This window comes from Terracoccus luteus (genome assembly GCF_003635045.1).
Lineage (GTDB): Bacteria > Actinomycetota > Actinomycetes > Actinomycetales > Dermatophilaceae > Terracoccus > Terracoccus luteus.
The window spans coordinates 936,604-956,428 of sequence record NZ_RBXT01000001.1 but is presented as its reverse complement, the minus strand read 5'-3'; the positions used below and the strand labels follow the sequence as shown (position 1 = coordinate 956,428).

22 protein-coding genes are annotated in these 19,825 nt (G+C 74.8%); 8 read left to right on the top strand and 14 right to left on the bottom strand.

What is annotated here, in order from left to right; genetic code table 11:
- Window positions 1-14: 14 nt before the first annotated feature.
- The 7 genes from rnc to DFJ68_RS04405 all read right to left on the bottom strand — a co-directional run bounded on the left by rnc (window position 15) and on the right by DFJ68_RS04405 (window position 6,953).
- Entirely contained in the window at window positions 15-761 is a 747-nt protein-coding gene (gene rnc / locus DFJ68_RS04435; RefSeq protein ID WP_121031349.1) for a ribonuclease III, read from the bottom strand.
- 41 nt (window positions 762-802) lie between these two features.
- Window positions 803-997: a 50S ribosomal protein L32 gene (rpmF, locus tag DFJ68_RS04430; protein ID WP_121031347.1), complete on the bottom strand. Its 195-nt coding sequence runs from the start codon at window positions 995-997 to the stop codon at window positions 803-805.
- 1 nt (window position 998) lies between these two features.
- Window positions 999-1,574 (bottom strand): YceD family protein, encoded by a 576-nt coding sequence (locus DFJ68_RS04425; protein ID WP_121031345.1) that lies wholly within the window; start codon window positions 1,572-1,574, stop codon window positions 999-1,001.
- An 88-nt stretch (window positions 1,575-1,662) separates the two neighbouring features.
- Window positions 1,663-2,202, bottom strand: coding sequence for a pantetheine-phosphate adenylyltransferase (coaD, locus tag DFJ68_RS04420; RefSeq protein ID WP_121031343.1), 540 nt, complete (start codon window positions 2,200-2,202; stop codon window positions 1,663-1,665).
- A 22-nt stretch (window positions 2,203-2,224) separates the two neighbouring features.
- Window positions 2,225-2,806 carry a 16S rRNA (guanine(966)-N(2))-methyltransferase RsmD gene (gene rsmD, locus DFJ68_RS04415; RefSeq protein WP_121031341.1) on the bottom strand — a complete coding sequence of 194 codons (582 nt, stop codon included), beginning with the start codon at window positions 2,804-2,806 and terminating at the stop codon, window positions 2,225-2,227.
- A 9-nt stretch (window positions 2,807-2,815) separates the two neighbouring features.
- On the bottom strand, window positions 2,816-5,071 hold the full coding sequence (locus DFJ68_RS04410; RefSeq protein ID WP_245963461.1) for an ATP-dependent DNA helicase RecG: 2,256 nt from the start codon (window positions 5,069-5,071) through the stop codon (window positions 2,816-2,818).
- 1 nt (window position 5,072) lies between these two features.
- A complete protein-coding gene (locus tag DFJ68_RS04405; protein ID WP_121031339.1) occupies window positions 5,073-6,953 on the bottom strand; it encodes a DAK2 domain-containing protein in 1,881 nt (626 codons plus the stop codon).
- A gap of 139 nt (window positions 6,954-7,092) precedes the next feature.
- On the opposite strand from DFJ68_RS04405, the gene DFJ68_RS04400 reads away from it, so the two are divergent.
- Both DFJ68_RS04400 and rpmB read left to right on the top strand, forming a co-directional pair.
- On the top strand, window positions 7,093-7,914 hold the full coding sequence (locus DFJ68_RS04400; RefSeq protein WP_121031337.1) for a fructosamine kinase family protein: 822 nt from the start codon (window positions 7,093-7,095) through the stop codon (window positions 7,912-7,914).
- A 155-nt stretch (window positions 7,915-8,069) separates the two neighbouring features.
- The gene (rpmB, locus tag DFJ68_RS04395) at window positions 8,070-8,258 is read left to right on the top strand and encodes a 50S ribosomal protein L28 (protein WP_121031335.1); all 189 of its coding nucleotides are present in this window, start codon (window positions 8,070-8,072) and stop codon (window positions 8,256-8,258) included.
- Between the two features lie 101 nt (window positions 8,259-8,359).
- Here the strand turns inward: rpmB and thiL are convergent, their stop codons facing one another.
- Entirely contained in the window at window positions 8,360-9,376 is a 1,017-nt protein-coding gene (gene thiL / locus DFJ68_RS04390) for a thiamine-phosphate kinase (protein ID WP_245963460.1), read from the bottom strand.
- A 230-nt stretch (window positions 9,377-9,606) separates the two neighbouring features.
- Between thiL and DFJ68_RS04385 the strand changes: the two genes are divergently transcribed.
- Window positions 9,607-9,840: an Lrp/AsnC family transcriptional regulator gene (locus DFJ68_RS04385; RefSeq protein ID WP_121031331.1), complete on the top strand. Its 234-nt coding sequence runs from the start codon at window positions 9,607-9,609 to the stop codon at window positions 9,838-9,840.
- A 110-nt stretch (window positions 9,841-9,950) separates the two neighbouring features.
- Window positions 9,951-10,313: a DUF3515 family protein gene (locus DFJ68_RS04380; RefSeq protein ID WP_338067400.1), complete on the top strand. Its 363-nt coding sequence runs from the start codon at window positions 9,951-9,953 to the stop codon at window positions 10,311-10,313.
- A gap of 3 nt (window positions 10,314-10,316) precedes the next feature.
- On the opposite strand, the gene DFJ68_RS04375 is transcribed toward DFJ68_RS04380, so the two are convergent.
- The gene (locus DFJ68_RS04375) at window positions 10,317-11,543 is read right to left on the bottom strand and encodes a D-alanine--D-alanine ligase family protein (RefSeq protein WP_121031329.1); all 1,227 of its coding nucleotides are present in this window, start codon (window positions 11,541-11,543) and stop codon (window positions 10,317-10,319) included.
- A 71-nt stretch (window positions 11,544-11,614) separates the two neighbouring features.
- Between DFJ68_RS04375 and DFJ68_RS04370 the strand changes: the two genes are divergently transcribed.
- Window positions 11,615-12,787, top strand: coding sequence for a trans-sulfuration enzyme family protein (locus DFJ68_RS04370; protein WP_121031326.1), 1,173 nt, complete (start codon window positions 11,615-11,617; stop codon window positions 12,785-12,787).
- On the opposite strand, the gene DFJ68_RS04365 is transcribed toward DFJ68_RS04370, so the two are convergent.
- Both DFJ68_RS04365 and DFJ68_RS04360 read right to left on the bottom strand, forming a co-directional pair.
- Window positions 12,768-13,766 (bottom strand): NAD(P)H-dependent glycerol-3-phosphate dehydrogenase, encoded by a 999-nt coding sequence (locus DFJ68_RS04365; protein WP_211333265.1) that lies wholly within the window; start codon window positions 13,764-13,766, stop codon window positions 12,768-12,770. The two genes, DFJ68_RS04370 and DFJ68_RS04365, sit on opposite strands and share 20 nt — an antisense overlap.
- Complete coding sequence (locus DFJ68_RS04360) at window positions 13,763-14,524, bottom strand: lysophospholipid acyltransferase family protein (protein WP_245963457.1); 762 nt, start codon at window positions 14,522-14,524, stop codon at window positions 13,763-13,765. The genes DFJ68_RS04365 and DFJ68_RS04360 overlap by 4 nt, the downstream gene beginning before the upstream one ends.
- 116 nt (window positions 14,525-14,640) lie before the next feature.
- Here DFJ68_RS04360 and cofC point away from each other — a divergent pair, with 116 nt between their 5' ends.
- Together cofC and DFJ68_RS04350 are read left to right on the top strand one after the other, a co-directional pair.
- Window positions 14,641-15,333: a 2-phospho-L-lactate guanylyltransferase gene (gene cofC / locus DFJ68_RS04355; RefSeq protein ID WP_121031322.1), complete on the top strand. Its 693-nt coding sequence runs from the start codon at window positions 14,641-14,643 to the stop codon at window positions 15,331-15,333.
- 3 nt (window positions 15,334-15,336) lie between these two features.
- Window positions 15,337-15,600 carry a hypothetical protein gene (locus DFJ68_RS04350; protein ID WP_121031320.1) on the top strand — a complete coding sequence of 88 codons (264 nt, stop codon included), beginning with the start codon at window positions 15,337-15,339 and terminating at the stop codon, window positions 15,598-15,600.
- Window positions 15,601-15,807: 207 nt separating this feature from the next.
- On the opposite strand, the gene DFJ68_RS04345 is transcribed toward DFJ68_RS04350, so the two are convergent.
- The 3 genes from DFJ68_RS04345 to leuC form a co-directional block, all read right to left on the bottom strand.
- A complete protein-coding gene (locus DFJ68_RS04345; protein WP_121031318.1) occupies window positions 15,808-16,524 on the bottom strand; it encodes an HU family DNA-binding protein in 717 nt (238 codons plus the stop codon).
- A gap of 276 nt (window positions 16,525-16,800) precedes the next feature.
- Window positions 16,801-17,394, bottom strand: a complete 594-nt coding sequence (gene leuD, locus DFJ68_RS04340) for a 3-isopropylmalate dehydratase small subunit (RefSeq protein ID WP_121031316.1) — start codon at window positions 17,392-17,394, stop codon at window positions 16,801-16,803.
- 3 nt (window positions 17,395-17,397) lie between these two features.
- Entirely contained in the window at window positions 17,398-18,825 is a 1,428-nt protein-coding gene (gene leuC / locus DFJ68_RS04335; protein ID WP_121031314.1) for a 3-isopropylmalate dehydratase large subunit, read from the bottom strand.
- A 243-nt stretch (window positions 18,826-19,068) separates the two neighbouring features.
- On the opposite strand from leuC, the gene DFJ68_RS04330 reads away from it, so the two are divergent.
- Window positions 19,069-19,821, top strand: coding sequence for an IclR family transcriptional regulator (locus DFJ68_RS04330; protein WP_121031312.1), 753 nt, complete (start codon window positions 19,069-19,071; stop codon window positions 19,819-19,821).
- Window positions 19,822-19,825 lie beyond the last annotated feature (4 nt).

The following is a 19,825-nucleotide window of genomic DNA, read 5'->3' as shown; positions in this document are numbered from 1 at the left end:
GTCGGGGGCTTCCGTCAGTCGGGCAGGGCGGCGGTCTGGTCGAGCGGGGAGACGAGCGCGGCTCGGCGGTCGTTGAGCAGGCCCCAGGCCTGCTTGGCGGCCTTCTGCTCGGCCTCCTTCTTGCTGCGCCCGTTGCCCTCGCCGAGCACCTCGTCGCCGACGGCGACCTGGGCGCGGAACTGCTTCTCGTGGTCGGGCCCCTGCTCGCTCACCCGGTACTCGGGCGTGCCGAGCGCGGACAGCGCCGACATCTCCTGCAGGCTCGTCTTCCAGTCGAGCCCGGCACCGAGGGTCGCAGCCTCCTCGATGAGGGGGTCGAAGTGGTGGTGCACGAAGTCGCCGGCGCACGAGATGCCGCACGAGAGGAAGACGGTGCCGATTAGTGCCTCCATCGTGTCGGCGAGGATGGACGCCTTGTCGCGCCCGCCGGTCGCCTCCTCGCCCTTGCCGAGCATGACGTACTGGCCCAGGTCGATGCCGCGGGCCACCTCGGCCAGCGCGCGCATGTTGACGACGGCCGCCCGCAGCTTGGCCAGCTGTCCCTCGGGGAGGTCGGGGTGCTTGCGGTAGAGGGTCTCGGTGACGACGAGGCCGAGCACCGAGTCGCCGAGGAACTCGAGGCGCTCGTTGTTCGGCAGGCCGCCGTTCTCGTATGCGAAGGAGCGGTGCGTCAGGGAACGCAGCAGCAGCGGCTCGTCGATTCCCTGCCCGACCACCTCGGCGAGGTGGGCGAGCAGCGCGTCGACGGGCCGCTGCGGCACGCCTGGCACACCCTCAGGGGCAGCGGCGCTCACTACGGGGTTCAGGCCTGGTGCTCGGTGCGCTCGGCGGTCGCGTAGTGACGGCCCTTGTAGGTACCGCACGACGGGCACGCGATGTGCGGCTGGTTGGCCGCACCGCACGACGGGCAGGTGCTCAGGGTGATCGGCGCGGCCTTCCAGTTGGCTCGGCGCGAGCGCGTGTTGGAGCGCGACGTCTTCCGCTTCGGGACAGCCACGTCAGTTCCTCTTCTCGTCTGGGTGGTCCGTCAGCATCGCGCTGAGGGCTGACCACCGTGGATCCAGTACTTCATGGTGGTGACCGGGGTCGTCGGCCAGGTGGATGCCGCACTCCGAGCACAGGCCCGGACAGTCAGGCCGGCACACCGGCTTGAACGGCAGCCGGGGCACGACCGCGTCGCGGATCACCGGCTCGAGGTCGACCAGGTCGTCCACGAGCTCGTACACGTCGGCCTCGTCCGCGTCGTCGCCCACCGCGTGGTGGTGCGCCGCCCGGTCGGTGTAGGCGAACAGCTCCTGGAACCGACCCTCGACCGGCAGGTCGACGGGGTCCAGGCACCGCACGCAGGCACCGGTCGCCCGACCGGAGACCGAACCCGTCACGAGCACCCCTTCGACGACCGACTCGAGACGCACCTCGATCTCCACCGGTTCACCGGCGGGGACGGAGATGACCTCGGTGCCGAGATCGTCGGGGAGGCTCACCGTGCGCGAGAGCTCGAGCATCGTCCCGGGTCGCCGCGTCAGCTCTCTGGAGTCGAGCACCAGAGGAGAGCGGGGATGGGGACGGGTCATGACTCCTGCGCACAGTTGTAGGTCCGGCTCGCATCGAACGGACGAGAACCGACGGCCAAGGCTACCGGAGCGCCCCCTCCCGCCCAAATCAGCCGCGGTCGCGGCCGATCCGCCCGTGCAGCGCGGTCAGCACGGCGTCGGGCACGAGGCCCGCGACGTCACCGCCGTAGCGCACGACCTCCTTGACGAGCGAGCTCGAGACGTGGGTCAGCGTCGGGTCGGCGGCGAGGAAGAGCGTCTCCACCCCGGAGAGGTGACGGTTCATGTGCGCCATCGGCAGCTCGTAGGCGTAGTCGGTGCCGCTGCGCAGCCCCTTGACCATCGAGCCGGCCCCGACCTCGCGGCACACGTCGACGACAAGGGTGTCGGCCCAGGCGCCCACGCGCACGTTGCCCAGGTGTCCGACGGCATCCTCGATGAGCCCGATGCGCTCGGGGACCGTGAAGGCGCCCTGCTTCGCGGGGTTGTGCAGGATCGCGACGACCACCTCGTCGAAGAGGGCGGCGGCCCGCGTGACCACGTCGACGTGGCCGTTCGTCACCGGGTCGTACGAGCCCGGGCAGACGCAGCGGCGGCCGGTGGGCTGCGGCGGCTGCGGCGGGTGCGGCGGCGTCTCCGGCGGGGTCACGGGGCCAACCTACCGGCGGGTCTCACGCGCCACCGCCGTCCGGCGGCGGCTCGGCGAACCACACGGCGGTCTCGCCGTAGCGCTTCTCCCCCGACAGCTCGAGCCCCGGCGGCCACGTCGGCTGTGGCGTGCGGGTCGAGCGCTCCACCACGACGACGGGGTCAGGGCCGAGCCACCCGTGCTCGACGAGCAGGGCGAGCACGGCGGCGAGGTCGTCCTCGGAGACGTCGTAGGGCGGGTCGAGCAGCACGAGGTCGTACCGGATGCCGTCGTGCGGGCCGCCGCGGAGGGTGCGCTCGACCGTGTCGGTGACCACCCGCACCCCCGGCAGGCCGACGGTGGCGACGTTGGCCCGCGCGGTGGCGGCCGCCTTGGCGGCGGCCTCGACGAGCAGCACCCGGGTGGCGCCGCGGCTGGCGGCCTCGAGGCCGAGCGCCCCGGAGCCGGCGTAGAGGTCGAGCACCGCCGTGGCGTCGAGCAGCCCCTGGTGCTCGAGGCGGCTGAAGAGGGCCTCGCGCACCCGGTCGGAGGTCGGGCGCGTGCCGGACCCCGGTGGGGTGCGCAGGCGCCGCCCGCCGGCCACGCCGCTGATGATGCGGGTCATCGGTGCACCTCAGCCCCGCTCCAGCCAGGCCGCCTGCTCGTCGTCGAGGCGCATGGCGACCGCCGCCGCGAGCGCCGGGTGCTCGCGGAGGTCGGGGTCGGCGGCCACGACGGCGAAGGCGTCCTCACGGGCGTCGGCGATGACCTGCTCGTCGTCGCGGCGACCCAGGCGCAGGTGCCGGATCGAGTTGCCGCGACCGCTCTGACGGGCCCCGAGGACGTCGCCCTCGCGGCGCAGCAGCAGGTCGGCGCGGGCCAGCTCGAACCCGTCGGTCGTCGCCGCCACCTGATCGAGCCGCTCGGCGGCCCGCTCGCCGGGGTCGTGGGTGACGAGCAGGCACAGGCCCGGCACGGCGCCACGCCCGACGCGGCCGCGCAGCTGGTGCAGCTGCGAGATACCGAACCGGTCGGCGTCGACGACGACCATGACCGACGCGTTCGGCACGTCGACCCCGACCTCGATGACGGTCGTCGCGACGAGGACGTCGACGTCGCCGGCCGTGAAGGCGCGCATCGTCGCCTCCTTCTCGTCGGGGTCGAGGCGCCCGTGCAGCACGGCCAGCCGCAGGCCCGCGAGCGCAGGGTTGGCCTGCAGCTCGTGCAGCTGGGCGTAGACGCCCGTGAGCTCGCGCTCGTCGCCCTCCCCCGGCCCGTCGGCACCCTCGGCACCCTCCCCGGCATCCAGGTCGCCCGGACCCGCGACGTCCTCCGGGTCGCCGAGGCCGTCCGCCGGCTCGTCGTCGAGCTCACCGATGCGCGGGCACACGACGTACGCCTGGTGGCCGGCGGCGACCTCCTCGGCCACCCGCTGCCACGTGCGGTCGAGCCAGCCCGGCCTGCCGGCGTCGACGACGTGGGTGGCGATGGGCGAGCGGCCGCGGGGCAGCTCGCGCAGGGTCGAGGTCTCCATGTCGCCGAACACCGTCATCGCGACGGTGCGCGGGATCGGAGTGGCCGTCATGACGAGCACGTGCGGCGGGCGCTGGGCCTTCTCGCGCAGGGCGTCACGCTGCTCGACGCCGAACCGGTGCTGCTCGTCGACGACGACGAGGGCGAGGTCGGCGAACTGGACGTGCTTCTGGATGAGGGCGTGGGTGCCGACGACGATGCCGGCCTCGCCGGACGCCGCGGCGAGCAGCGAGCGCCGCCGGGTCGCGGCGGGCTGGCTCCCGGTCAGCAGGGTCACCGTGGTGCCGTGCTCGGCGCCACCGAGCCGGCCGCCCTCGGCGAGGTCGCCGAGCATGGCCGTGATCGACCGGTGGTGCTGGGCGGCCAGCACCTCGGTGGGGGCGAGCAGGGCGGCCTGTCCGCCGGCGTCGACCGCCGCGAGCATGGCCCGCAGGGCGACGACCGTCTTGCCCGAGCCGACCTCGCCCTGCAGCAGCCGGTGCATCGGCCGGTCCCGGGCCAGCTCCTCCGCGAGCACCGTGCCGACCTCCTTCTGGCCGTCGGTGAGCTCGAACGGCAGCCGCTCGTCGAACGCGCTGAGCAGGCCGCCGGGCCGCGGCACCCTCGGGGTGGCCTGCTCGCTCTCGGCGACCCGGCGGCGCTGCGCGAGGATCGTCTGCAGCACGAACGCCTCGTCGTACTTGAGGCGGTGCACCCCCCGGTCGGGGTCGTCGTCGACCCCGGGCCGGTGCACGAGCTCGAGGGCCTGCGCGCGGTCGACGAGGCCGCGGGCGGAGCGCACCGGCTCGGGGACCGGTTCGCGGACGCGGTCGACGGAGTCGAGGGCGGTGTAGAGCAGCTTGCGCATCCGCAGCGAGTTGAGCTTGCCGGTGGCCGAGTACACCGGAACCCGGTGGGTGCGGTACCACTCGAGGGCCGCCTCCCCCGCGTCGTCGTCGTCGAAGAGCTCGTACTCCGGGTGGGTCAGCTGGAGGCGGCGGCCGTAGGCCCCCACCGTGCCGACGAAGAAGCCGCGACGCCCCGGCAGCAGCTTGCGGTCGTGGCCGAAGGACCGGAAGAAGGTGAGGTCGAGCTCGCCGCCCGCCTCGTCGGCGAGCACGACGGTGAGCATCGTGCCGCGCCGCCCCCGCATCGGCCGGGTGGCGGCCGTCGCGACCTCGGCGACGACGAGGACGTCCTCGCCCACCTGCAGCGAGCCCAGGTCGCTCAGCTGCCCGGGCCGCACGTAGCGGCGCGGGACGAGCTCGAAGAGGTCGGCGACGCTGTGGATGCCCTTCGCCTTGGCGAGCGCCTCCGCCTCGCCCTTGCGCACGAGCTTGGTCAGCGGCGAGTCCTCGGTGAGCACGGTGACGGGCACGTCACTCCACCCCCAGCAGCAGCGGGTAGACCGGCTGGCCCCCCTGGATCGTGCTCACCTCGAGACCGAGGTGGGCGGCGCGCTCGGCCCGCGCGACGGCATCCGCCACCTCGGGCGGGGCACCCTCGCCGAGCACGACGGTGAGCAGCTCACCGCCGCTCGCGAGGAGGCGGTGCACGACCTCCCGGGCCACCTCGGTGAGGTCGTGCCCGACCACGACGATGTCGCCGTCGACGATGCCGAGCACGTCGCCCGGTTCGCAGGGGCCGGCGCTCGTCAGGGCCGAGCGGCTCGCCGTCGTCACCGCGCCGTGCCGGGTGGCCGCGGCCGCCGACTGCATGGCGAGCACGTTGGCGGCGGCGGACGCGTCGGGGTCGAAGACCGCGAGCGCCGCGACGCCCTGCACGGCGGTGCCCGCCCGCACGACGTGGGCCTCGATGCCGTCGTCGGCGACGGCGCGCACCGCGGCGCCGGCCGCGAGCTCGGTGTCGGAGTCGTCGGGCAGCACGACGACGGCGTCGGCCCCCGCCCGGTGGCGCTCGCGCACCGCGGCGATGAGCTGCCCGGTCGACGCGCGACGGGAGGGCCCCGAGGCCACGACCGCCGCACCGGCCTCCTCGAAGAGCGCCTGCAGCCCCGGGCCGCCCGCGCAGGCGACGATGCCCGACGCCACCCGCTCCGCGGCGGGGGCCTCGGGGTCGTCCAGCGGGCCTAGCGCCGGGCCGTCACCGTCGGCGGGTGGGTCGTCGTGCCCGGCGGTGCCGGGGGCGTGCACGGTGTCCTCGAGGCGGGCGATGCGGATGCCGTGGGGGCGCCCCGCGGCGAGCCCCGCCTCGACGGCCGCGCCGGCGTCGTCGGCGTGCACGTGCACGTGGTGCTCGCCGTCGCCCCCGACGACGAGCACGGAGTCGCCGAGCTCGGTCAGGCGTGCCCGCAGGCCTCGCACGGCGTCGTCGTCGGCGCCGTCGAGCAGGTACATGACCTCGAAGTCCGGATGCCGGGTGGCCGGGTCGGTGCCCTCCGAGCGGTCGGTCGAGCGGTCGGTCGAGCGGTCGGTCGAGCCGGCCGGCCGGGCCGGGTCGGCGTGGGCCCGTGGGGGTCGGCCACGCCCGGCGGCCGGGGCGGCCGGGCGGCGTCGGGACGCCGGGGTGCGCACGGGCCAGGGCTGGTGCTCGACCGGGCCGGCGTCACCGGCGCACACGCGCTCGAGGCACTCGAGCACGACGACGTAGCCGGCCCCACCGGCGTCGACGACGCCCGCCCGGGCGAGGACGTCGAGCTGGCGCGGCGTCTCCTCGAGCGCGACGGCCGCCGCCGCGAGCGCGGCCGAGGCCACCGCGTGCAACCCGTCCCCGACCGCGTCACCGGCGGCCGCCGCCGCGGCCCGCGACACCGACAGCACGGTGCCGGGGCGCGGCTCGGTGACGGCCTGCCAGGCCAGCTCGTCGGCGCGCTGCAGGCCGAAGGCGAGCGTCGCCGCGTCGACGGTGTCGTGGCCGCGGGCGACGTCGGCCACCCCGCGGGCCAGCTGGCTGAGGATGACGCCACTGTTGCCGCGGGCCGCGTGCAGCAGCGCCTTGGCGAAGGCGAGCAGCAGCTCGCCGGCTCCGACGGGGGTCGAGGGCTCGCCGTCGCGGCGGACGCCGTCGGGCGTGGGGGTCAGGCCGGCCAGCCGCGTGCCGTCGAGGGCGCCGTCGAAGGTGAGGAAGAGGTTGGTCCCGGTGTCACCGTCAGGGACGGGGAAGACGTTGAGGTCGTCGATCTCGGCCCGGCGCAGGGCGAGCGTGGCCCGGATGAGCACCGCCCACCGGCGCACCGCGTCGGTGTCGAGCACCGTCAGCGCCTCGTCGGGCACGGTGGCCCTCCTCGTCGCGCCGGGCATCGGACTCCTCCTGCTGGTCGTTGGTGGGAGGCTAGCGCCTCGCTCCGACGGCGGTCGCGGGGCCGGGGCCGACCGGAGGCGGCGCGCCTGGGTCGCGGGGCCCGGCGGGCCCGGTCGTCTCGCGCACTAGCGTGGAGCCGTGTCGACCTCACCCCGGGACGCCGACGATGCCTCCGCTGACGGCGCCGCGACCCACACCGCCGCGGAGGCCCACCACAAGGAGCGCCACGACGCCCCCGAGGGCTTCTTCGAGGTCGAGGCCGCCGGCCTGCGGTGGCTGGGCGCCGCCACCGGCGGTGTGCAGGTGGTCCGCGTGCTCTCGGTCGGCCCACGCCACATCGACCTCGAGCGGCTGCGTCCGGTGGCGCCGACGCCGGCGCAGGCCGACGACCTCGGGTCACGCCTGGCCGTCACGCACGCCGCCGGCGCCCCGGCCTTCGGCTCACCACCCGACGGCTGGAGCGGCCCCGCCTTCATCGGCCGGCAGTCGCAGCGCAACGACCCGACCGTGACCTGGGGCGTGTTCTACGCCGAGCAGCGGGTCCGCCCCTTCGTGCGCCGCGCCGTGCAACGCGGCCACCTCGACGCGGCGTCCGCCGCGGTGGTCGAGCGGGTCTGCGACCGGCTCGCGGCCGGGGAGCTCGACGACGGGCGCCCACCGGCCCGCCTCCACGGGGACCTCTGGGCGGGCAACGTCGTCTACACCGACACCGGGCCCGTGCTCATCGACCCGGCCGCCCACGGGGGCCACGGCCTGACCGACCTCGCCATGCTCGAGCTGTTCGGCCTGCCGGGCCTGTCCCGGGTCCGGTCCGCGTACGCCGAGGCGAGCCCCGACTTCCCGACCGACTGGGGCCGTCTCGTGCACCTGCACCAGCTGCACCCGCTCGCCGTCCACGCCGCCTCGCACGGGCCGTCCTACGGGGTCGCGCTGCTCGAGGCGGCCTGTCACTTCGCCTGACGGCATCCACCGTTTTGTCGATGCCGCGACCCGTCGGCTACTCTTGACCGGTTCCGTTCGTGCACTGCGGTGGGGCACGCCCCGCGTGCCGGACCCGCGTCCTGCCCGGGTCGGACGAACCAGACTCTCGTACATCGAACATTCAGGAGATACCCGTGGCTGCCAACTGCGACGTCTGCGGCAAGGGGCCGAGCTTCGGTCACAACATCTCGCACTCGCACCGCCGCACCAAGCGCCGCTGGAACCCCAACATCCAGCGCGTTCGGACGCTGGTGGGCGGTGTGACGCCGAAGCGCCTCAACGTGTGCACGTCCTGCCTCAAGGCGGGCAAGGTCGCTCGCTGAGCGCACCGCACCTCACGCATCGGGCCGGTCCCCCTCGGGGGCCGGCCTTCGTGCTGTCCGGCTCCCGCTGCGCTCCCCGACGTCGCCGACGTCCGTGAGGCTCACCCGCCGGGCGTGAAGTGGTCCCAGCCGGGACGCGTGACCGGCCGGCCGTCGACGAGCAGCCGCGCGGCCTCCCCCGCCCGACGGGCCCGCACGGACCCGAGCCGGCGCCAGCCCGCGGGGAGCCCGCCCGGCACGAACGTCGCCAGCAGGGCGTGGTCCTCGCCGCCCGACAGCACGCAGTCGCGCGCCTCGCGCTCCCCCAGCGCCTCGCGCAGCCGGTCGACGTCGGGCGCGAGCGCCGCCTCCTCGACCTCGACGACGACGTCACTGGCCCGTGCCACCCGCCCGGCGTCACGGGCCAGGCCGTCGCTGAGGTCGAGCATCGAGGTGGCCCCGGCGCGCGCCGCGGCCGGACCGTCGGCGAGCGGGGGCCGTGGCCGGCGTTGGCGGGCCACGGCATCCGGATGCCGGTCGGCCCGGCCCTGCTGCAGCAGCAGCAGGCCCGCGGCCGCGAGCCCGAGCTCGCCCCGGACGGCGAGGACGTCCCCTGGTCGGGCACCGGACCGCAGCACCGGGTCGACGTCGAGGCGACCGAGGGCGGTCACCGACACCATGACGACGCCGGCCGAGGCCGACGACAGGTCGCCCCCGAGCACGGCGACCCGGGCGTCCCGGCAGGCCCGGGCGACGCCGCGGGCGTGGTCGAGCACCCACTCGAGGCCGACCTCGGGGTCGGCCACGAGGGTGAGCAGCACCCCGGTCGGCACCGCACCCATGGCGGCGACGTCGGCGAGGTTCTGGGCGACGACCTTGTGCCCGACGTCCTCGCCCGACGACCACTCGTCGAGCCAGTCGCGCCCGAGCACGACGGTGTCGGTCGTGGCGACGGTCCGAGGGCTCGTCGCGACCACCGCGGCGTCGTCGCCCGGGGGGACCTGCAGGTCCGGGCCCGTGGGGTAGAGCGGGAGCACCCGCGCCAGCAGGGCGTCCTCGTCGAGCGTGCGCAGCGGTGTCCCCTCGAACACCCGTGGCCCGGTGCGGTCGGCGGGGACGACGGGCGACGCGTCAGGCACGGGCACTCCTGGGTCTGTTGGGGTCTGCTGAGGTGTGGCTGGGGGTCCGGCCCGGCGGGGCGGGCGAGGGACGAGGACACGCGACGGGGGCCGTGTGGGACGAACGGTCAAGGGGCACGGTAGCGTCAGGGCACGGCTCGCCCCGACGGGGCCGATGCCCGAATCGTCCCGACCGCAGACCCGGCTTTGAGGCCGGTCGCCCGGTCAGCAACGACACGAAGAGGTGAGACGTGGTCCAGGCCTACATCCTGATCCAGACCGAGGTCGGCAAGGCGGCGAGCGTCGCCGAGAGCATCGCCGGGATCTCCGGCGTGACGATGGCCGAGGACGTCACCGGCCCCTACGACGTCATCGCCCGCCTCGAGGCGGCCAACGTCGACGACCTCGGGCGGCTCGTCATCGCCAAGCTGCAGGACGTGCCCGGCATCACCCGCACCCTCACGTGCACGGTCGTGCACGTCTGAGCGACGCGTCCGCTCGTCGGCGCCGGCCCACCCGGGCCGGCGCGACCGTCACCGCCGGGGTCCTGCTCGTCGGGTCGGCCCTGGCCGGCTGCGCCCGCGCTCCGGAGGTCGTGACCGCACCCCAGGCGTCGGCCGGCGTGTGCGCGTCGGCCCGCTGGCCGGCATCCGTCAGCGGTCACGGGCGCGTGGAGACAGAACCCGACGTGCCCTCGGCGGCGGCGTGGGGCGACCCGGCGATCATCGCGCGCTGCGGTCTGGCCCCGCTCGGGCCGACGACCGACCAGTGCGTGGCCGTCGACGACGTCGACTGGGTCGTGCGTCCGCTCAGCGACGGGACGAGGGCCACGACGTACGGGCGCGACCCGGCGATCGAGGTGCTCGTGCCCAGCGCCTACGGCCCGGCACCCCTGCTGCTGCCGGTCTTCACCGACCTCGCCCGCACCCTGCCCTCGACCGGGCGCCGGTGCAGCTGAGCCTCAGCGCAGCCCGGTGCGGCGCTCGAGGGCGAGGCCGAGCAGCTCGTCGATGAGGTCCGCGTAGGGCACACCGGTCGCGGCCCACATGCGCGGGTACATCGACGACGGCGTGAAGCCCGGCATCGTGTTGATCTCGTTGATGAGCACCTCACCGTCGGGGGTGTAGAAGAAGTCGACGCGGGCCAGGCCCTCGCAGCCCGCCGCCTCGAACGCCTGCGCCGCCATCGTGCGGATGCGGTGGGCGTCCTGCTCCGGGACGTCGGCCGGGCAGTCGAGACGGACGTCGTCGGACGCGAGGTACTTGGCCTCGAAGTCGTAGAACGTGTGGCCCTTGACGACGACGGCCTCGCCGAGCTCGCTCGTGCGTGGGGGCTCGACGCCGTGCCCCTCGAGCACGCCGCACTCGATCTCGCGGCCCTCGACGGCCGCCTCGACGACGACCTTGGGGTCGTGCTCGCGGGCGGCCTCGACGGCGGCGCGCAGGGCGTCGGTGTCCTCGACCCGGCTGATGCCCATGCTCGACCCGGCCCGGGCCGGCTTGACGAAGAGCGGCCAGCCGAGCGCCTCGGTGCGGGCGAGCGCCGCGTCGGGGTCGCGCAGCCACTCTCGGTCGCCGATCGCCACCCACGGGCCGACGGGCAGCCCCGCGGCCTCGAAGACGACCTTCATCATGGCCTTGTCCATCATCACGGCGGATGCCGTCACGCCCGACCCGACGTACCTGACGTCGGCCAGGTCGAGCAGCCCCTGGATCGTGCCGTCCTCGCCGAACGGGCCGTGCAGCAGCGGGAGCACGACGTCGACGTCGCCGAGGGCCCGGGGCGGCTGCCCCGGCTCGAGCACGGTGAGCGAGCGGTCGACGGTGTCGAGCGGCACGACGACGGTCGCGCCGCTGCCGTCGACCGCGGGGACGTGGCCGGGGGCGAGCCGCAGCGGCTCGGGGTCGTCGTCGACGAGCACCCAGCGGCCGTCGCGCGTGATGCCGACGGGCACGACGTCCCAGCGCTCGCGGTCGATCGCGGCGAGCACGCTCGCCGCCGTCGAGCACGACACGGCGTGCTCGCTGCTGCGGCCGCCGAAGACGACGGCGACCCGGCGCCGGGGGCCGGCCCCACCGTCGGTGCCCGGGCCGGCCGGGGCGGTGCCCGGGTCGGTGCCCGGTGAGGTGTCGGTACTCAGGTCGTCGCTCGGGTCGGTGGTGGCCGCGCGGGGCTGGTCGCTGGTCATCACGCGAGACTCTAGCCGGGGCCCGGAGGGGCCGCTCGTAGGCTGGCGGGGTGAGCCATGACGCCCCCCGCATGCCCTCCCCGGCCACCGCCGACCCCGCCTCCACGTCCCCCGCCGGGACCCTGCACACGGACACGGTCGTCGTGGGCGCGGGCCGGCCGCCGCGCGAGCCCGGCCGGGGGGTCAACCCCGCCGTCGAGCTCACGTCGACCTTCTCGCCCGGCGGCGACGTGGGCTACGCCCGGGTCGGCAACCCCACGTGGTCGGCCTTCGAGACCGCCCTCGGCGAGCTCGAGGGTGGCGTCGCCCTCGTGCACGCCTCGGGGATGGGCGCCATCTCGGCGGGGCTGTCGCTGCTCGCCCCCGGCGGGACCGTGCTCGCCCCCGACCAGACGTACAACGGCACCGAGGACCTCCTCGCCGCCCTGGCGCAGGGGACGGCGCAGGTGGAGCGGGTGCACGCCACCGACACCGACGGCTTCCTCGCCGCGCTCGACCGGCTCGGCGAGGGCGACCTGCTCTGGCTCGAGTCACCGACCAACCCGCTCATGGACGTCGTCGACCTCCCCGTCGTGCTGGCCCGCGCCCGCGAGCGCGGCGTGACGAGCGTCGTCGACAACACCCTCTCGACCCCGTTGCTCAGCCGCCCCCTGCAGCTCGGCGCCGACGTCGTCGTGCACTCGGTGACGAAGTACCTCTCGGGCCACAGCGACGTCGTCCTCGGCGCCACGGTCGTCGCCGCCACCGCGCGCGGGGCCGCCCTCGGCACGCGGCTGCAGCGCCACCGCACCCTGCACGGCGCCATCGCCGGGCCGCTCGAGGTCTTCCTCGCCCTGCGCGGGCTGCGCACCCTGACCGTGCGGTTCGAGCGCGCCTGCGCCAACGCGGCCGACCTCGCCGGCCGCCTCGCGAGCCACCCGGCCGTCGAGCGGGTGCGCTACCCCGGACAGGGGGCGATGATCGCCGTCGAGGTCGTCGGCGGCGCCGAGGCCGCCGAGGCCGTGTGCGAGGCCACCGCCGTGTGGCTGCACTCGACGAGCCTGGGCGGGGTCGAGTCGCAGATCGAGCGGCGCCGGAGGCACGCGTCGGAGCCGCTCGTCGTGCCGGTCAACCTGCTGCGACTGTCGGTCGGCATCGAGCACGTCGACGACCTCTGGGCCGACCTCGACCAGGCCCTGTCGCGCGGGGTGGCGGCCGGTGCCGACGCGTCGGCGGGCCCGGGGCTCAGCGCTTCTCGGCCTTGAGGTCGCGCGACATGAGGCGAGGCCCGATGTCGCGCGCCGGGTGACCGTCGCGGATCACGGCGACGACCTGCTCGCAGATCGGCATGTCGACCCCGTGCTGCCCGGCGAGGGTGAGGATCGACTCGCACGACTTGACGCCCTCGGTCGTCTGGCGCATCTCGGCGGTCGCCTGCTCGACCGTGAGACCGCGCCCGAGCCGCACCCCGAACGAGTGGTTGCGCGAGAGCGGCGACATGCACGTGGCGATGAGGTCGCCGACGCCGGCGAGTCCCATGAAGGTCTGCGGGTGGGCGCCGAGCGCGAGACCGAGGCGGGTCGTCTCGGCCAGGCCGCGCGTGATGATCGTCGCCTTGGTGTTGTCGCCGAAGCCCATGCCCTCGGCCATGCCGGACGCGAGCGCGACGACGTTCTTCGTCGCGCCGCAGACCTCGGCGCCGACGACGTCGGTGTCGGTGTACGGGCGGAAGTACGGTGCGGCGCAGACCTGGGCGACCCGCTCGGCGGTGGCCATGTCGCGGCAGGCGATGACGCCGCCGGCGGGCTGGCGCAGCGCGATCTCGGGGGCGAGGTTCGGCCCGCTGACGACGACGACCCGGTCGGGCTCGACGCCGGCGGCCTCGGTGACGACCTCGCTCATGCGCATCGTCGTGCCGAGCTCGACGCCCTTCATGAGCGAGACGACGGGCGCGCCCGGGGGGATGGCCGCGCCCCACCCGGCGAGGTTGGCCCGCAGGGTCTGCGACGGCACGACAAGCACGACGACGTCGCTGCCCTCGAGGGCCTCGACCGGATCGGTGGTGGCCCGCACCGCGGGCGGCAGGGCGAGCTCGGGAAGGTACGCCTCGTTGCGGCCCGCGTTGACCGCGTCGGCCACCTCGGCACGACGGGCCCACATGAGCACGTCGGAGCCGGCGTCGGCGAGGATCGCGGCGAAGGCGGTGCCCCAGTTGCCGCTGCCCATGACGGCGACTCGGGTCACGGGCGCACCTCCGGGGGCGGGCCGGCATCCGGCCCGTCGGTCGTGCCGCCGGTGACGGCGGACGTCGGCGGCTGCTCGTGGCGCACCTCGGCGAGCATCTCGGTGATACGGGCCATGAGCCGGTCGGTCGCCTCGCGGAGCACCTTCGTGTCGACGGGGCGGTCGTAGAGGTCGCTGAGGTCGACGGGTGGGCCGGCGCGCATCACCATCGTGCGGCGCGGGAAGAGGCCGACCTTCTTGCTGTAGGGCGGCAGGATCTCGTGAGCGCCCCACTGCGCGACGGGGATGAGCGGGCAGCGGGTCTCGAGGGCCACGCGCGCGGCCCCCGTCTTGCCGCGCATCGGCCACAGGTCGGGGTCGCGCGTGATGGTGCCCTCGGGGAAGATCGCGACCGCCTTGCCGTCGCGCACGGCGTCGAGGGCCGAGCGGTACGAGCTCGCCGCGGCGGCGGAGTTGCGGTAGACGGGGATCTGGCCGGAGGCCCGCAGCACCCAGCCGACGAAGGGCACCCTGAAGAGACCGTCCTTGGCGAGGAAGTAGCACTCGCGGTCGCTGTCGAAGAGGAAGTGCGCGAAGACGATGGGGTCGACGTAGGAGATGTGGTTGGGGCTGACGACGAAACCGCCTGTGGCCGGGAAGTTCTCGGCCCCCTGCCAGTCGCGCTTCATCAGCACCATCATCGGCCGCCGCAGCAGCACCGCCGCGAGCCGGTACGCGAACGGCAGCCGCCGCCTCTGGCGCCTGCTGGCACGGCTCACGTCGGACGACCTCCTCGTTGCGGCACCGCACCGACCGGCGCGGACTGCCCTCATCTTCGTCACGTCCGGGTGCAGTGTCGAGCCGCCGGGCGGTCGGTGACACGATTGCGACCAGCATGTCCGACCTCTCTCCGCCGACCTCCCCGGCCCCCGCCCCCGACTGGCACGTCGTCGTCCCCGTCAAGGACACCCGTCACGGCAAGTCCCGCCTCGCCCGCTCGGTCGGTGCCGCGCGCGAGCCGCTGGCGCGGGCCATCGCCGACGACACGCTCGAGGCGGTCGTCGGCGCAGTCGGGGCCGACCGCGTCATCGTCGTCACGTCGGATGCCGGTCTCGCCGCGGAGTGGTCGCAGCGCGGTGTGCACGTCGTGGCCGACCCGGGCGAGGGCCTCAACGCGGCCCTGGGGCTGGGCCTGGCCGCGGTACCGACCGGCCGCGCCGCCGCCGCACTGCTCGGCGACCTGCCGGCGCTGCACCCCGTCGAGCTGCGCGAGGCCCTGGCCGCGGCGGCCCGCCACGACCAGTCGTTCGTGCCCGACGCCGACGGGGTCGGCACGGTGCTGCGCTGCGGCGGTGTCGTCAGGAGTGGCGACGGCGTGCCGACCGGGCTGCCCCGCCCGCTGTTCGGGGCCGGCAGCGCCGCGCGGCACGAGGCCGACGGGGCGGTGCGGCTCACGCTCGACCTGCCCCGGCTGCGCACGGACGTCGACGACCTCGCCTCGCTCGAGGCGGCGTCCCTGCTCGGCCTCGGGACGCGCACGCAGGCGGTCGTCAGCGGTCTGTGGCCGCGGGCGTCTGGTTGGATCTGAGCCATGCAGGCGACCGTGCACACCTTCGCGCCCGACGGCTCCGGCAGCGTGCTGCTCGACGACGGCCGTGAGCTGCCCTTCGCCGCAGCGGCCTTCGCCGAGAGCGGCCTGCGGCTGCTGCGCCCCGGGCAGCGCCTGACGGTGCTGACCGGAACCGTCGGCGTCGCCGGTAGTGACGACGACGGCGCCACCGAGAGTGTCGAGCGGGGCGAGCAGGTCGTCTCGCTGCGCATCAAGGGCATCGGCCCGGGCGAGCGCATCGGCTGACCCGGCCGAGGCCCCGGTCCGGACTCCCGACCGGGCCCCGTGGAGGGTCGTCGCCGCCCTGACGACGCGGACCCTCCACCGTCCCCCGGTGCGCCGGTGCCTCGGTGCGCCGGTGCGCCGGCGCGCCGGGCGTGCACGAGGGGCCCGACCGCACCGGTCGGGCCCCTCGGGCTGTGCTGCTGCGGGGATGCCGCGCGGGTGCGGCGGTCAGGCCTTCTTCGCCGTGCGCTTGGCGGCCCCACCGGCGGCGCGGGTGGTGGTCTTGCGGGCGGTCGTCGTCGCGGCCGAAGCGCGGGTGGCGCCGGCCTTCTTGGCCGGGGCGGCCTTGGTGGCGGCAGCCTTGGTCGTGGCGCCGGCCTTCTTCGCCGGGGCGGCCTTCGTCGCGGCCGTCTTCGCCGGGCCGGCGCTCTTCGTGGCGCGCGCGGGTGCCGTCGAGGTCTTCGAGGCGGCCTTGGTCGCCGTCTTCGTCGCCGTCTTGGAGGCGGCCCTGGTCGCCGTCTTCGTCGCGGTCTTGGTGGCCGTCTTGGACGCGGCCTTCGTCGCGGTCTTCGCGGCGGACTTCGCCGTGGGGCGAGCGGCTGCGGCGCCGCCACCCGTCAGCGACCCGGCAGAGGCGCGGGAGGCCGCCGACTCGGTGCGCGAGAGCTTCTTGGCGCCCGAGACGACCTGCTTGAAGTTCGTGCCGGAGCGGAACTTCGGCACCTTCGTCTTCTTGATCTTGACGGTGTCGCCGGTCTTCGGGTTGCGGCCGGTGCGGGCGGCGCGGTCGACGCGCTCGAAGGTCCCGAAGCCGGTGATACCGACCTTGCCGCCCTTGGCGACCTCGCGGATCACGATGTCGAGAAAGGCCTCGAGCGAGTCGGAGGCCATCCGCTTGCTGCCCAGCTTGGACTCCAGGGCATCGATCAGTTCTGCCTTGTTCACGTCTTCCCCTCCAGAGGAATGTCGGCTCGAAGACCCGACGATGCGTCCGGATCGAGTCCGGTTACCACATGACGTTAGGGCGAAGTGCCCCTGAGGTCCATCACCACACGGGGCATTTGCTTGTGTCGCAACGGCATTGACCGACCTCTCCCCCAGCCACCGGAGGGCCGGTCACCGCGCAGCGACGAACGACGGACGACGGACGTGACGTCGTAAACCGCTGCGGCACAACGGTTTTGGCACGCCGGCAGCGACCCGGCCGGCGCCGGAGGCGGGTCAGGCGAGGGTGGTGACCGGCTTGTGGGCCGGTCGGCCCTGCTCGAACTCCGTGACGTCCGCCTCGTGCCGCAGCGTCAGGCCGATGTCGTCGAGACCCTCGAGGAGACGCCAGCGCGTGTAGTCGTCGATGTCGAACGCCGCCACGATCTCGCCGGCCCGCACCGTGCGGCTGACGAGGTCGACCGTGATCTCGGCACCCGGGTTGTTGTCGAGGTACTTCCAGATCAGCTCGACGTCGTCCTGCGACACGACCGCGGTGAGCAGCCCCTGCTTGCCGCTGTTCCCACGGAAGATGTCGGCGAAGCGAGAGCTGATGACGACCCGGAAGCCGTAGTTCATCAGTGCCCACACCGCGTGCTCGCGGCTCGAGCCCGTCCCGAAGTCGGGGCCGGCGACGAGGACGGAGCCGTGCGCGTAGACGGGGCTGTTGAGCACGAAGGAGGCGTCCTTGCGCCAGGCCGCGAAGAGGCCGTCCTCGAACCCGGTGCGGGTCACCCGCTTGAGGTACTCCGCGGGGATGATCTGGTCGGTGTCGACGTTGCTCCGGCGCAGCGGCACGCCGATGCCGGTGTGGGTCTCGAACTTCTCCATGGCTCAGGCCTCCCGGCTCGTCGCGGACACGAGGGCACCCTCGAGGTCGGCCGGGCTCGACAGCGTGCCGCGCACCGCCGTCGCCGCGGCCACGAGCGGGCTCACGAGGTGGGTCCGCCCGCCCTTGCCCTGCCGTCCCTCGAAGTTGCGGTTGGACGTCGACGCGCTGCGCTCACCCGGCGCGAGCGTGTCGGGGTTCATGCCCAGGCACATCGAGCAGCCGGGCAGGCGCCACTCGGCCCCGGCCTCGGTGAAGACCCGGTCGAGCCCCTCCGCCTCGGCCTGCAGGCGGACCTTGGCCGAGCCGGGCACGACGAGCATCCGCACGCCGTCGGCGACCCGGTGGCCGCGCACGACGTCGGCCGCCGCACGGAGGTCCTCGATGCGGCCGTTCGTGCACGAGCCGACGAAGACGGTGTCGACCCGGATGTCGCGCAGCGGCGTGCCGGGCGTGAGGTCCATGTAGCGCAGGGCGTTCTCGGCCGCGACGCGGTCGCTCTCGTCGGCGAAGCTCTCGGGGTCCGGCACGGAGTCGCCGAGCGGCAGCCCCTGACCGGGGTTCGTGCCCCACGTGACGAACGGGGTCAGCTCGCTCGCGTCGAGGTCGACCTCGGCGTCGAACTCGGCGTCGTCGTCGGTGCGCAGCGCGCTCCACTCGGCCACGGCGGCATCCCAGTCGGCGCCCGTCGGGGCGTGCGGGCGACCCTGCAGGTAGTCGAAGGTGGTCTGGTCGGGGGCGATCATGCCCGCGCGGGCACCGGCCTCGATCGACATGTTGCACACGGTCATCCGGGCCTCCATCGACAGGGCCTCGATGGCCTCGCCGCGGTACTCGATGACGTAGCCCTGACCGCCGCCGGTGCCGATGCGCGCGATGACGGCGAGGACGATGTCCTTGGCCGTCACGCCCGGCGAGAGGCGACCGTGCACGTTGACGGCGAGGGTGCGGAACGGGCGCAGCGGCAGGGTCTGCGTGGCGAGCACGTGCTCCACCTCGGACGTGCCGATCCCGAACGCGAGCGCGCCGAACGCGCCGTGGGTCGAGGTGTGGCTGTCACCGCAGACGACGGTCATGCCGGGCTGCGTCAGCCCGAGCTGCGGGCCGACGACGTGGACGATGCCCTGGTCGGCGTCCCCCATCGGGTAGAGCCGGACCCCGAACTCCTCGCAGTTGCGGCGCAGGGTGTCGACCTGGATCTTCGACACCGGGTCGGTGATCGGGCCCGGGGTCGTCGGGACGTTGTGGTCCTCGGTCGCGAGGGTGAGGTCGGGGCGACGCACGCCGCGGCCGGCGAGGCGCAGCCCGTCGAACGCCTGCGGGCTCGTCACCTCGTGCAGCAGGTGCAGGTCGATGTAGAGCAGGTCCGGCTCGCCCTCGGCTCGGCGCACCACGTGCGCGTCCCAGACCTTCTCGGCCAGCGTCCCTGACATGCAATCCCTCCAACGGTCGGTGTCTCGAGAGCCCTCCGCGGTGGCGACGGTGACACCGCCGGATGCCGGGACGCCGGTCGCCGACGCCCGTGACGTCCTCGTCACGGGCGGTGGTCGCACCCCGTCGTGACCGTCCTCGCGACGCTCGACGGCCGCCCCGGATGGGCTCGCTGCCCCACAGCGTGGACCCGTCACGGCCACCAGTGTTTGACGTCTCAGTGCCTGAGACGGCAATATCAGTGCATGGACAACTCTTCCGGGGTCGGAGTTCTCGACAAGGCCGCCACCGTTCTGGGGGCCCTCGAGGCGGGGCCGGCCACCCTCGCCCAGCTCGTCGGCGCCACCGGGCTGGCCCGGCCGACGGCCCACCGGCTCGCCGTCGCCCTCGAGCACCACCGGCTCGTCTCGCGGGACATGCAGGGTCGCTTCGTGCTCGGGCCGCGCCTCGGTGAGCTCGCCTCGGCCGCCGGCGAGGACCGGCTGCTCGCGGCGGCGGGGCCCGTCCTCGGCGCCCTGCGCGACCACACGAACGAGAGCGCGCAGCTGTTCCGACGCCAGGGCGACCAGCGCATCTGCGTCGCCGCCGCCGAGCGCCCCGTCGGCCTGCGCGACTCGATCCCCGTCGGCGCGACCCTGTCGATGCTCGCCGGGTCGGCGGCCCAGGTGCTGCTCGCGTGGGAGGAGCCGGACCGCCTCCACCGCGGCCTGCAGGGTGCGGCCTTCACCGCGACCGCCCTGTCGGGCGTGCGCCGCCGAGGCTGGGCGCAGAGCGTCGCCGAGCGCGAGGCCGGCGTCGCCTCGGTGTCGGCCCCCGTGCGCGGCCCCTCGGGGCGGGTCGTGGCCGCCGTCTCCATCTCGGGTCCGATCGAGCGCCTGTCGCGCCAGCCCGGCCGGCTGCACGCGGCGACGGTCGTCGCCGGCGCCAACAAGCTCACCGAGGTGCTGCGCCGCCACCACGCGACCCAGCAGCAGCAGGCGCAGACCCACAACGCCTGACGGA

Coding starts and splice junctions, on each gene's coding strand:
- rsmD (WP_121031341.1), bottom strand. CDS start 2,806: ATGACCCGCATCATCAGCGGCGTGGCCGGCGGGCGGCGCCTGCGCACC.
- DFJ68_RS04330 (WP_121031312.1), top strand. CDS start 19,069: ATGGACAACTCTTCCGGGGTCGGAGTTCTCGACAAGGCCGCCACCGTT.
- DFJ68_RS04350 (WP_121031320.1), top strand. CDS start 15,337: ATGCAGGCGACCGTGCACACCTTCGCGCCCGACGGCTCCGGCAGCGTG.
- leuC (WP_121031314.1), bottom strand. CDS start 18,825: ATGTCAGGGACGCTGGCCGAGAAGGTCTGGGACGCGCACGTGGTGCGC.
- DFJ68_RS04405 (WP_121031339.1), bottom strand. CDS start 6,953: ATGCCCGGCGCGACGAGGAGGGCCACCGTGCCCGACGAGGCGCTGACG.
- cofC (WP_121031322.1), top strand. CDS start 14,641: ATGTCCGACCTCTCTCCGCCGACCTCCCCGGCCCCCGCCCCCGACTGG.
- DFJ68_RS04375 (WP_121031329.1), bottom strand. CDS start 11,543: ATGACCAGCGACCAGCCCCGCGCGGCCACCACCGACCCGAGCGACGAC.
- DFJ68_RS04425 (WP_121031345.1), bottom strand. CDS start 1,574: ATGACCCGTCCCCATCCCCGCTCTCCTCTGGTGCTCGACTCCAGAGAG.
- leuD (WP_121031316.1), bottom strand. CDS start 17,394: ATGGAGAAGTTCGAGACCCACACCGGCATCGGCGTGCCGCTGCGCCGG.
- DFJ68_RS04370 (WP_121031326.1), top strand. CDS start 11,615: ATGCCCTCCCCGGCCACCGCCGACCCCGCCTCCACGTCCCCCGCCGGG.